Below are 12,068 nucleotides of genomic sequence, written 5' to 3' on the forward strand. Positions count from 1 at the left end.
GATGGGTTCCGTCACCACCCTCACCGACCAGGTACGCGAGATCTGGGAGGAAGTCCTGGGCATCTCGCCGATCGACGACCACGACGACATCTTCGACCTGGGCGGCCACTCCCTGACCATCACGCAGATCATCGCCCGCATGCGCAAGCGGCTGGACGTCGAGATCTCGCTGGACGACTTCTTCGACAACCCGACCATCGCCGGGATCGTGGAGTCCCTCGGCGATGACTGAGACCCTCGACCGGCTCAGGCCGTCCCGCCTCGGCGACGACGACCTGGAGCTGCTGCTCCTGATCCGGCACTTCGAGCTGAAGCTCCTGGAGCTGTACGGCAGGGGCCAGCTCAACGGCACCACGCACACCTGCCTCGGTCAGGAGTACGTCCCGGTGGCGCTGCGCCCGCTGCTCGGCGCGGACGACCACGTCTTCAGCAACCACCGTGGCCACGGCCACTACCTGTCCCGCTTCCGGGACCCGCACGGCCTGCTCGCCGAGATCATGGGCAGGGAGGGCGCGGTCTGCGGAGGCGTCGGCGGCAGCCAGCACATCCACCGCGACCGCTACATGTCCACCGGCGTGCAGGGCGAGAGCCTGCCGGTGGCCGCGGGGGTCGCGCTCCACCTCAAGCGGGTCGAGCCCGGCGCGCTGGCCTGCGTCCACATCGGCGACGGCACCTGGGGCGAGGGCGCGGTCTACGAGGCGCTGAACCTCGCCGCGCTCTGGCGGCTGCCGCTGCTGGTCGTGGTGGAGAACAACGGCATCGCCCAGTCGTCGCCGACCTCCTCGCAGATGGCGGGCACCGTGGCGGGCCGGGCGGCGGCGTTCGGCATCCGGCACCATCTCGTCGCCTCCACCGACGTCAACGAGATCCGGACCTCGCTCGGCCCCCTGGTCGCAGCGGTGCGCCAGGGGGAGCCGCTGGTGGTGGAATTCCTCACCCACCGGCTCGGCCCGCACAGCAAGGGCGACGACATCCGCCCGGCCGGCGCCGTACGGGCCGCCCGGGAGAGCGACTGGTACGACCGCTACGCCCACGACCACCCCGAGCAGTTCCACCGGCTCGACGGGCTGGCCAGGGCCGAGGTCCAGGCCATCGCCGACGAGGTCGCCGCGCGCCCGCCGTCCCGCTGGGAGGGGCCGTGAGAGTGGCCGAGAACCTGAACGCCGCCCTGCACGGGCTGCTGGACGACGACCCCGGCGCCTACGTGCTCGGCGAGGACATCCTCGACCCCTACGGCGGCGCCTTCAAGGTCACCAAGGGCCTGTCGACCCGCTTCCCCGGACGCGTGATCGGCACCCCGATCAGCGAGGGCGCGCTGACCGGCGTCGCGGCCGGACTGGCGCTGACCGGCAACACGGCGGTGGCTGAGATCATGTTCGGCGACTTCGTGGCCCTCGCCTTCGACCAGCTCTGCAACTTCGCGAGCAAGTCGGTCTCCATGTACGGCAGGCGGCTGCCGCTGCGGATGGTGGTGCGCTGCCCGACCGGCGGAGGCCGGGGCTACGGTCCCACCCACAGCCAGAGCCTGCAAAAGCACTTCGTCGGCATGCCGGGGCTGTCGCTGTATGAGATGTCCCCCTTCCACGACAACCGCGCGGTGTTCACCGCGATGCTGGAGCGCGCCGAGCCCTGCGTGTTCTTCGAGGACAAGGTCCTCTACACGCGGCAGATGGATCAGGTGGACCCGCTGTTCGCGGTGCGGCGCGCGGGCGACCTGGCCGTGGCGGAGCTCCGCGACCCGGGCGCCCGGCCCGACTGCGTGATCATCGCGCCGGGCGGGACGGCGCACCGGGCGCTGGACGCGATGCGGTCCCTGCTGGTGGAGCGGGAGATCTCCTGCCGGCTGCTGGTCCCTTCCCGGCTCTACCCGCTGGACGTCGAGGCGCTGCTGCCGTTCCTCGGGGACGTCGTCCTCGTCGCCGAGGAGAGCACGGCCGGCGGCACCTGGGGCAGCGAGGTCGCCCATCTCCTGCACGAGCGCATCTGGGATCGGCTGCGCGGACCCGTCCGTCTCGTCCACTCCCGGGCCAGCGTGATCCCCACGGCCGCCCACCTCGAGAACGAGGTCCTGGTGGGGGCGTCCACGATTCACCACGCCGTACGGGAGGCCCTGCGTGGCTGACATCCGCGTCCCCAAACTCAACAACAACGACACCGAGTACCTGGTCGTGGAATGGCTCGTCGAGGACGGCAGGCCCGTCCGGGCCGGAGACCCCGTCGCCGTCCTGGAGACCTCCAAGGCAGCCGACGAGCTGGAGGCCGACGAGTCCGGTCGCCTCCACCACGTGGCCACGGTGAACACCTGGATCGCTCCCGGCGCCGTCCTCGCCCGCATCACCTCCGAGGCCTTCCTCGCGGCGGCCGGTGCGCCGGTCACCTCCGAGGCCGTCCTCGCGGCGGCCGAGGCTTCGCTCACCTCCGAGGTCGTGCCCGTGACGGCCGCCGGGGCCCCGGCCGATCCCGCCGCCCCGCCGGTGACCCCGGTGGAGGCGGCCCCGGCGGGCGCCCCGGTCATCACCGACCTCGCCCGGGCCCTGATGGGCGAACTCGGTGTCACCGTCGCCCAGGTCACGGCGCTCGGCCTGCACGTCGTCCGCCGCGCCGACGTGGAACGCCTCGCCGAGACGCAGGGTCGCGCCGACGTGGAGCCCGACACCGACACCGACACCGACACCGGATCGCACGCCGACGCGCGACGCCTCGCCGGCCGGGAGACCCCGTCGCGGGACGAGCCCGTCGGGCTCGATGAGACCCGGGCCGCCGGCGGCCCGGCGGGCGCGCACCGGCTCTCCCGGGTGCAGCGCGCCGTGGCCAGGGCGGTCACGGTCTCGCACGGCACGATCCCCGCCGCCTACACGGCGGTGAAGTTCGACGTCGGCCCGCCGCTGGCCCGGACGAGGGAACTGAGCGGGCAGGTCCGCCGGCCGGTGGGCCTGGCGGAGCTGTTCGTCCAGGCCGTGGCCGGGCTGCACCCGGCGTTCCCGCTGTTCTTCGCCTCGATCGACGGGGACGAGGTCCGGCCGGCCGACGCCCCCCGCGTCGGCGTCACCTTCGACCTGGGCGCGGGCCTGTACGTGCCGGTCGTCCGGGAGACCGGCTCCCTCAGGGAGATCGCCGACACGTTGATGCGTTACCGGCTGGCCGCCATGGAGGGCGACTTCCGGGAGAAGGACCTCGCCGGCGCCAACATCGCCGTCACCCTGCACACCGACGCCGACGTCGTCCTCGCCGTCCCCCTGGTCTTCCCCGGAACGGCCTGCGCGCTGGCGATCACCGCGCCGCAGCAGGAGCTCGTCCTCGGCGAGGACGGCGCGGTGACGGCGAGAACGGTGGCGAACATCGGCCTCGCCTACGACCACCGGCTGATCAACGGCCGGGACGCCGCGCTTTTCCTCACGGCCCTCCGGATGGAGCTGCAATGACCGAGACGACCCTGTCGGACGCCAAGCGGGCGCTGCTCGCTCAGCGGCTCCGGCGCCGGGAGGAGTCCCGGACCATCACGACCCGGGACTCGGCGACCACCCCGCCCCTGTCCCACGCCCAGGAACGCCTGTGGTTCCTGGAGCAGTACCGCCCCGGCACCACCACCTACACCGTCCCCGTCGCGGTGCGCCTGCGCGGCGAGCTGGACGCCGAGGCGCTGCGCCGGGCCCTGGACGAGATCGTCACCCGCCACGAGGCCCTGCGGATGCGCTTCCTCACCACCGAGGACGGCACCCCCGAACTCGTGGTCGACGAGCCCCGGCCGGCCGAGCTGCGCGTCACCGAGGCGGCGGACCTGGACGCCGTGGTCGAGCTGCTCGACGCCGACCTCGCCACCCCCTTCGACCTGGAGCGCGGCCCGCTCTTCCGGACCGTGCTGGTACGGCTGGCACCGGACGACCACGTGCTGCTGATCGCCGCGCACCACGCCGTCATCGACGGCTGGTCCAGCGACGTGATCATTCGCGAGCTGCTCGCCCTGCACGACGGCGCGACCCTGCCGCCCGTTCCGGTGGGCTACGGCGACTACGCCGTCTGGCAGCGCGGACGCGACCACCGCCGCGAGATCGACCACTGGCGGGAGAGGCTCGCCGGCCTGCCCGCCATCGAGCTGCCCACCGACCGGCCGCGCCCGGCCGAGCAGGGATACGAGGGAGCCGCCCTCGACTTCCGGCTGGACGCCGACCTCACCCGGCGGCTCACCGAGCTGGGCCAGGCCGCCGGCGCCACGCCGTACATGACGCTGATGGCCGCCTTCCAGGTGCTGCTGGCCCGCTATTCGGGCCAGCCGGACTTCGCCGTCGGCTCCCCGGTCGCGGGCCGCGGCCTGCCGGAGCTGGACGGCGTCGTCGGCATGTTCGTCAACACGCTGGTGCTCCGCGCGGACCTGGCCGACGACCCGTCGTTCAGCGCGTTCCTGGCCCGCACGCGGGAGGCCGCGCTGGACGCGTTCGCGCACCAGGAGCTGCCGTTCGACCAGCTCGTCAACGAGCTGAACGTGGTCCGCGACGTGAGCCGGTCACCGCTCGTCCAGGTCACGTTCGCCCTGCAGAACTTCAAGGCCGGCGAGGAGGACGGGCGCGTCTCCTACCTCACCCTGCCGGCCAGGACCACCCGCTACGACCTGGCCCTGTACCTGTTCGAGAACCCGGACGGGCTGGTCGGGAACTTCACCTACAACACGGCGCTGTTCGATCCGGAGACCGTGGAACTGCTGGCCGCCCGGTTCGAGACGCTGCTGCGCTCGATCGTGGCGGACCCGGGTACGCGGGTCGGGGAGCTGTCCCTGCTGTCCGGCGAGGAGCGGGAGCGGGTCCTGGACTTCGGCTCCGGCACCGCCCCCGCCCCCGCCGGCCATGACCTGCTGCACGAGCTCGTCACCGCGCGGGCCGCGCTGACCCCCGACGCCACGGCCGTGGTCTGCGGCGGCGAATCCCTCACCTACGCCGGGCTCGACGATCGCTCCACCCGGATCGCCGCCCTGCTGCGCGACCGGTACGGCGTCGGCCCCGACACCCGGGTCGGCGTCTTCCTGGAGCAGTCCACCGACCTCGCGGCGGCCGTCATCGGCGTCATGAAGGCCGGGGGCTCCTACGTCCCCCTCGACCCCAAGCAGCCCCGCGACCGGCTGGCACACATGCTCGGCGACGCCGGAGCCGTCGCCGTCGTCACCACCTCCTCCCTGCGCGACCTGGTCCCCGGGCCGCCGGTCGTCTGCCTGGACGAGGAGGCCCTGCGGGAGAACGCGTTCGAGGCACCCGCGGTCACGGCCGACCACCTGGCCTATGTGATCTACACCTCGGGCACGACCGGGCGGCCCAAGGGCGTCGGGGTGCAGCACCGGCAGGTGCTGAACTATCTGGCCGGGGTCAGGGAGCGGTTCGAGGTCGAGCCCGCGGCGGTCTACACGCTGCTGCAGTCGCTCTCGTTCGACTTCGGGGTGACGATCTTCTACCTGTCGCTCATGACTGGCGGCGAGCTGCACCTGGTCGACCCGCAGACCCCGGCGGAGGAGCTCGCCGGGCGGCTGAGCCGTACCGACTATCTGAAGATGACCCCGTCCCACCTCGCCTCGCTGCTGGCCGACTCCGACCTCGCCGACCCCGCCGAGCTGCTCCCGCGCAAGCTGCTCATCCTCGGTGGTGAGGCGTCCAAGTGGAGCTGGGCCCGGGAGCTGAGCGCGCACACCACCGTGGTCAACCACTACGGACCCACCGAGGCCACGGTCGGCATCTCCACCCACGCCGTCACCGGCGAGGCCGAGCGGGCGCTGAACCTGCCGGTCGGCAGGCCGCTGCCCGGCGCCCGGGTCTACGTGCTCGATGAGCACCTGCGGCTCGTCCCACCCGGCATGACCGGCGAGATCTACCTCGGCGGCGATCGCCTCGCCCGGGGCTACCTCGGGCAGCCCGGCCTGACGGCGGACAGGTTCCTGCCCGACCCGTACGGCGAGCCCGGCGCGCGCATGTACCGGACCGGCGACCTCGGCCGCTGGCTGCCCTCGGGCGAGCTGTGCTTCCTCGGCCGCCGCGACCTGCAGGTGAAGGTCCGCGGCTACCGGGTGGAGCTGTCGGAGATCGAGTCGGTGCTCACCGACCAGCCCGGCGTCGCGCACGCCGTGGTCGAGCTGCGCCGGGACCGGTTGATCGGCTATCTCGTCGGGGAGCGGGTCAGCGTCAGCGAGCTGCGCGCGCGGCTGGGCGAGCGGCTCCCCGAATACATGATCCCCGGGCGGTTCGTCTGGCTGGACGAGCTGCCGCTGAAGTCGCACGGCAAAGTCGACCGGGCCAGGCTGCCCGAGCCCGACGAGGAACGCCCGGACCAGGAAGCCGGGTTCGTCCCGGCGCAGACGCCCGTCGAAGAGGCGATCGCCGGGGTGTGGGCCCAGGTGCTCGGGCTGGTCCGGGTCGGCGTGCTGGACGACTTCTTCGACCTGGGCGGACATTCGCTGCTCGCCGCACAGGTGGTGGCCCGCCTGCGGAAGGCTCTTCCCGCAGGCGGGCGCCAGGTCAGCATCCTCGACCTGTTCAAGCATCGGACCGTCCGCGAGCTCGCCCAACTCGTCGAGACCGGCGACGACGGCCCGCGCATGCTCCTGCACCGGCTCACCCCGGCCCGCCCGGCCACCTCGACCCTGCTCTGCGTGCCGTACGGCGGCGGCAGCGCGGCCATCTACCAGCCGCTGGCCGACGCGATGCCCGCCGGCTGGGCGCTGCACGCGGTCGCCGTCCCCGGCCAGGAGATGGGGCTGGTGGAGGAGACCCGTCCGGTCGCCGAGGTCGCGCAGGGCTGCGTGGAGGAGATCCTCAAAGAGGTGCGGGGGCCGCTGGCGCTGTACGGCCACTGCGGGCTCGGCGTCATGCTGACGGTGGAGATCGCCCGGCGCCTGGAGGCGGCGGGCCGGCCGGTCGAGGCCATCTACCTCGGCGGCATCTTCCCCTTCGCCCGGCCCGCCTCGACGCTGGCGTGGCTGTCGAACCTGACCGACCGCCTGCGCAGCGACCAGGTCTGGGCCAACGCCCTCCAGGCCGCCGGCCTCGACGTCGAGGACCTCGAGCGTGACCAGCTCAAGCTGATGATCGACAACCGCCGCAAGGGCACAAAGGAGGCGGAACGCTACTTCACCCGCCTGTTCGAGGAGGGCGTCGAGCCGCTCAGGGCGCCGATCATCTCCGTGGCGGGCGAGCGCGATCCGGCCACCGAGTTCTACCAGGAGCGTTACCGCGAGTGGCATCTGCTCACCGGCTCCACCGCCGTGGTCGTCCTGGACGAGGCCGGTCACTTCTTCCTGAAGTACCGGGCCGAGGAACTCGCCGCCATCGTCACCGGAACCCACCGGGCCGTCGCCTCCGGCGAGACGGCCGGGCTGGGCCGTACCGAACGGTCCACCTGGTGGCTCGAGGGCGTCTCCGAGCAGGGCGTTTCTGAGCGGGGTGCCTCGGGCCCGGTCTTGCCGGGCTCGGTCGTGCCGGCTCCGGTCGTGCCGGGCTCGGTCGTGTCCGGTGAAGGGGGCTCAGGGAAGGAAGGGGCCTACGCCCCGGCCGGGGCACGGCGGGAGCCGAAGCCCAGCATGAAGCGGTTCGCCACGGTGGCGGCGGGGCAGCTCGTCTCGATCATCGGGTCGTCGCTGACCGAGTTCGCGGTCCCGCTGTGGATCTACGTCACCACGGGTTCGCTCGCCAGGTTCGCCCTGTTCTCGGTGCTCGCGCTGGTGCCCGGCATGTTGGTCTCGCCGCTCGCGGGCGCACTCGTCGACCGCTACGACCGGCGCAAGGTCATGCTCGCCGGAGACACCGGAGCGTTCGCCACCCAGCTCGCCCTGGGCGTCCTGCTGTGGACCGGCAACCTGCAGGTCTGGCACATCTACCCGCTCCTGGTGATGTTGTCGGTCGCGCTCACCTTCCAGCGCCTGGCCTACAACTCCGCCGTCCCGCAGCTGGTCCCCAAACGCTTCCTCGGCCATGCCAACGGCGTCGTCCAGATGGTGACCGGCACCGCCCAGCTCGTCGTCCCGCTGGTCGCGGTCGGCCTGATGGCCCTGATCGGGCTGGAGGGCATCCTCGCCCTGGACGTCGTCTCCTACGCCTTCGCGATCGGGGTGCTGCTCCTCGTCCGCTTCCCGAAGACGATGGCCTGGAAGCGCCGCGAGTCCCTGGTCGCCGAGATGGTCGAGGGATGGAGGTTCTCCTGGGGCAACCGGGGCTTCCGCGGCATGCTCTTCTTCTTCGCGGTGCTCAACGTCTTCCTGTCGCCGCTGTTCCTGCTCATCTCGCCGCTGGTCCTCGGCTTCGCCACGCTCCAGGACGTCGGACGGATCTCCTTCGCCGGGGGACTGGGCGTCTTCCTCGGCGGCCTGACCATGACCGTCTGGGGCGGCCCGCGGCGGCAGCGGCTGCGCGGGGTCATGCTCTCCACCGTGGTCCTCGCCGTCTTCTGCCTGGTCACGGGCCTCCAGCAGAACCTGATCGCGATCGCGGTCGGCGCCTTCGGCATGTCGTTCTGGCTGACCATGCTCAACGGCGTCTACGCCACGATCATCCAGGTCAAGGTGCCGCAGCGCTTCCACGGCCGGGTCATCGCGCTGAACACGCTGATCGCCTGGTCCACGCTGCCGATCGGCTTCGGCCTGGTGGCGCCGTACGGCAGCGCCCTGTTCGAGCCGCTGCTGCTGCCCGGCGGCCCGCTGGCCGACACGGTCGGCCTGGTGATCGGCACCGGGGAGGGCCGGGGCGTCGGCCTGATGTACGTGCTGTTCGCGGTCGCCATCGCCGCCGTCGCGCTGGTCGCGATGCGGACCCGGACGCTGTCGCGGTTCGACGTGGACGTGCCGGACGCGCTCCCGGACGACCTGGTCGGCTTCCAGACCCTGCAAAGGCGCCACGAACCGGTCGCGGAGGTGGTCTCCCAGGGGAGATGAGTCGTCCTCGGAGTGTGCGGTGGCGGTCGTGCCGACGGTGCACCGCCGCTTCGCCGGGTGGAGCACCGGCGACCCTCGGCCGGAAAGTCGTACCCCACCGGCGCCGTCGGGCGGCAGGCAGCCACTACCCGGACGCTACGACCTCGCCGACCGTGACTTGAGGAGGGTTCGGAAGCAGGGAAGCGAGATTCTCCCGTACGAAGTCCGCAGCCCTTTTGGTGGATTCTTCGGCCCCAGCTCGATCTTCATAGACACCGGTGGAAACCATCACCCCGTCCCCGGCGTCGACCCAGTAGTAAGCCACGAACCCGGGGACCTGGCGGATGAGCGGCACGAACCCCTCACTCACCCGGCGTCCCGCCTCGGCGGGATCGGTTACCCCCTCGTATCGCCGTACCGTTGCGTACACGGCTGACCTCCTTCCTGGGCGCAAGATCGCCTCATGGGGGAGGACATACCCCCGCCGTGCGTCCTCGGAAGCCAAGGGTCTGTAAATGAATCACACGCTCGGGATCACACGGCTGTGGGCGTGATCGTGGAGTTCCACTCCGGGTGCCGGTCGTGGCGCCGGGGACGGGTTCGTTCCGGTTCCCGCATGTCCTTCAGGTGGCCTCTGTGCCCGGCGGGTGTTCGCCCGGGCCGTGCCAGGCGCCGCCGCTTGTGATGGGGCAGCGGTCGGACGCTTCTTCGACCAGCGTCTCGGAAACGACGCAGGGAGGAAATGAACCTCCGCGGCCCCGGCACCGACTGAACAGGTCAAGGAGGGCAGATGAGCGATGAGTTGCTGGTGGTCCGCTGCCAGCTGGGCGAGCGCGACGCCTTCGCCGAGCTGGTCCGGACCTGGCACGGGGCGGTGGAGAGGTACGTCGGGCGGATGCTCGCCGGGCCCGACGACGACGTGGTGCAGGAGGTCTGGCTGGCGGTCTTCAAAGGGCTGCCGAAACTCCGGCAGCCGGACCGGTTCGCCCCGTGGCTGTTCGCCATCGCCCGCCGGGCCGTGACGAACCGGCTGCGGGACGTCTACGCACAGCCGGAACCCGAGCCGATCGACGACCTGCTCGGCGAGGACGAGGCGGAAGGCGTCGTCGACCGGGAGACGCTCGGCAGGGCGCTGGCGGCACTTCCGCCACGAGAGCGGGAAGTCCTTCTGCTGTTCTATCTCGAGGATCTGCCGCTGGACGCGTGTGCACAGATATGCGCGGTTCCGGTCGGCACCGTCAAGTCGCGACTCAACCGGGCACGGAAGTTGTTGCGCGAAGAGCTGGTGCGGAAGGAGTACGAGGCATGACGCCGGAAGAGATGCTCAAGCGGCTCGACGCGCCGTTGTCGCTGCGGCGGCGGGTCGGCTACGTGACGCTGGCGTTCAGCGGGCTTGCCGGGAGCGGCCTGATCGGGCTGCTGTGGGCGACCGAGCCGGGGCTGCCGCCGCGCACGCGGGTGGCGTTCGGGGCGCTGGTGGCGATCGGACTGTGCTGGGCGGCGTTCGGCGGCTGGGCGGTGACCCGGCGCGCGCCGCTGTTCGCCCGGGATCGGGTCGTGGCCGGCTGGGTCGGGTTGGGCGCGTGGCTGGTGTTCACCGCCGGTGTGCTGGCCATCACCACCCTGCGACACAAGCTTGAGCCGACGCTGATCGTCGTCGTGCTCACGCTGGGCGTACTGGCCGTCGCCAACCTGCGCACCGCCCGCCGCGAGAGGTCGGCCCTCCTGCGGCGCAAGGAGCAGTTGGAAGGGCCTGTTTCAGAAGTCGGCTGAGGACCGGTTTCGCTGAAAGTGCGGTGTGTCCGGGCGGACTCGGTGGTCCAGCAGGTCGCCCGGCGGGTCGGTGCCCGTACCGGGGCGGCGGGGACCCTGCTGGCCGCCCGGATGGTCGAGGCCGATCCCCGTGGGTGGGCCCGCGCGTTGTCGGTGGTGGGGCTGACCGTGTTCTTCGGCTCCGCCGTCGGCGCCCACCAGGGGGACACCCTCCTGCGGGGCGGCCCCGCCACCCTCCCCGTCACGCCCTATCTGCTCGTGTATCTCGCCCTGCTCGTCGCGCTGATCACCTCGGCCGCCGCCCTCGTGGTGCACCAGGCGGAGGAGCTGCTGGACCACCGGCGCTCGTTCGCGGTCCTGGCCGCCTCGGGTGCGCCCGAGCTCGCGCTGGGCCGGGTTCTGACCCGTCAGGCGCTCATCGCGGCGCTGCCGGTGTGCGTCGTGGCCGCCGCCGGCGGGGTCGGAGTCCTCGTCTCGATGGTGGCGGACGTCTACCGCCAGGTGCCGCAGGCGCTTGTCTTCGCCGCTGCCGGGGCGGCGCTCATGGTGGGAATCGGAGTGCTGGCCGCGCTGCTGGTGGCGCGGGCCACCCGGCCGATCCTGCGCGAGGCACTGCGGCCGGAGCGGCTTCGGCAGGAGTGATCCGATGCTCTGGTACGGCTGCGCACCGGCCGTGTCGCCGCCACCGAGCCGCGAGGCGATGCCCGAGAGGCGGAAGGCGGGCGATGATGTGGGCGGATGCCCGGGTCGTCGCCCGCCTTGCCGTGTCCGGCGCGGGCGCGCCGGCAGCCCTCACCTCACGGTGACGCCGTTCTCGAACGTGCGGGTCACGGTGGCGGCGACGCTGTGGCGGGGCAACATCCCCTTCTCGGCCGCCTCCCAGCCGGTGTAGGTCAGCGCCCACAGCAGCTGCTGGATCCATTCGGGGCTGAGCTCCGGGTCGAACACCCCCTCGGCCTGGCCGCGCTCGATGAGGCCGACGGTGGTCGGCACCGACAGGTCCGGCTCGAAGCAGGCGCTGAACTCCTCCAGCACGCGCGGGTCGCCGAACAGGAACGCCAGCCGGTCGCCGACGTCCACCATGGCCGTGATCAGCCTGCGCATCGCCTCCAGCGGCGGCCCCTGGTCAACCGCGGCCTCCGCCATCGACCGCTCGACCGCGCCGAAGGAGTCGACGACGGCCGCGTTGAGGAGCTCCTGGCGGTCGGGGAAGTAGCGGTGCAGCGTGCTGCGGCCGACCTGGGCGGCCTCGGCGATGTCCGCCAGCGTGGCGGTGCGGTCACGGGCGAGGACCGAGGCCGTCGCGCTGAGGATGGCGCGGCGCGTGCGGCTGCGGGTTCCGGACTCCGGGGTGACGCTCACCTACTGAAGGTAGCATCGCACGCCCATAAGGAAACTTAAACGTTTGCTTTTGGAA

The 12,068-nt window shown here is 72.0% G+C and carries 9 protein-coding genes; 8 read left to right on the forward strand and 1 reads right to left on the reverse strand.

Annotated features, from left to right (window positions below):
• Window position 1: 1 nt before the first annotated feature.
• From ACQPYK_RS11870 to ACQPYK_RS11905, 8 genes are all read left to right on the forward strand, one after another.
• The gene (locus tag ACQPYK_RS11870) at window positions 2-232 is read left to right on the forward strand and encodes a phosphopantetheine-binding protein (protein WP_433254113.1); all 231 of its coding nucleotides are present in this window, start codon (window positions 2-4) and stop codon (window positions 230-232) included.
• Window positions 225-1,142, forward strand: a complete 918-nt coding sequence (locus ACQPYK_RS11875) for a thiamine pyrophosphate-dependent dehydrogenase E1 component subunit alpha (protein WP_433254115.1) — start codon at window positions 225-227, stop codon at window positions 1,140-1,142. Before ACQPYK_RS11870 ends, ACQPYK_RS11875 begins: the two co-directional genes overlap by 8 nt.
• A complete protein-coding gene (locus ACQPYK_RS11880) occupies window positions 1,139-2,122 on the forward strand; it encodes an alpha-ketoacid dehydrogenase subunit beta (protein ID WP_433254117.1) in 984 nt (327 codons plus the stop codon). The genes ACQPYK_RS11875 and ACQPYK_RS11880 overlap by 4 nt, the downstream gene beginning before the upstream one ends.
• Window positions 2,115-3,422 (forward strand): 2-oxo acid dehydrogenase subunit E2, encoded by a 1,308-nt coding sequence (locus tag ACQPYK_RS11885; RefSeq protein WP_433254119.1) that lies wholly within the window; start codon window positions 2,115-2,117, stop codon window positions 3,420-3,422. Before ACQPYK_RS11880 ends, ACQPYK_RS11885 begins: the two co-directional genes overlap by 8 nt.
• A complete protein-coding gene (locus tag ACQPYK_RS11890; protein ID WP_433254121.1) occupies window positions 3,419-8,899 on the forward strand; it encodes an amino acid adenylation domain-containing protein in 5,481 nt (1,826 codons plus the stop codon). Before ACQPYK_RS11885 ends, ACQPYK_RS11890 begins: the two co-directional genes overlap by 4 nt.
• A gap of 769 nt (window positions 8,900-9,668) precedes the next feature.
• On the forward strand, window positions 9,669-10,187 hold the full coding sequence (locus ACQPYK_RS11895; RefSeq protein WP_433254123.1) for an RNA polymerase sigma factor: 519 nt from the start codon (window positions 9,669-9,671) through the stop codon (window positions 10,185-10,187).
• Window positions 10,184-10,651 (forward strand): hypothetical protein, encoded by a 468-nt coding sequence (locus ACQPYK_RS11900; protein ID WP_433254125.1) that lies wholly within the window; start codon window positions 10,184-10,186, stop codon window positions 10,649-10,651. Before ACQPYK_RS11895 ends, ACQPYK_RS11900 begins: the two co-directional genes overlap by 4 nt.
• Window positions 10,652-10,693: 42 nt before the next feature.
• Window positions 10,694-11,293: a hypothetical protein gene (locus ACQPYK_RS11905; protein ID WP_433254127.1), complete on the forward strand. Its 600-nt coding sequence runs from the start codon at window positions 10,694-10,696 to the stop codon at window positions 11,291-11,293.
• A gap of 150 nt (window positions 11,294-11,443) precedes the next feature.
• On the opposite strand, the gene ACQPYK_RS11910 is transcribed toward ACQPYK_RS11905, so the two are convergent.
• Window positions 11,444-12,013, reverse strand: a complete 570-nt coding sequence (locus tag ACQPYK_RS11910; protein ID WP_433254129.1) for a TetR/AcrR family transcriptional regulator — start codon at window positions 12,011-12,013, stop codon at window positions 11,444-11,446.
• Window positions 12,014-12,068 lie beyond the last annotated feature (55 nt).

The organism is Streptosporangium sp. CA-135522 (genome assembly GCF_050949235.1).
Lineage (GTDB): Bacteria > Actinomycetota > Actinomycetes > Streptosporangiales > Streptosporangiaceae > Streptosporangium.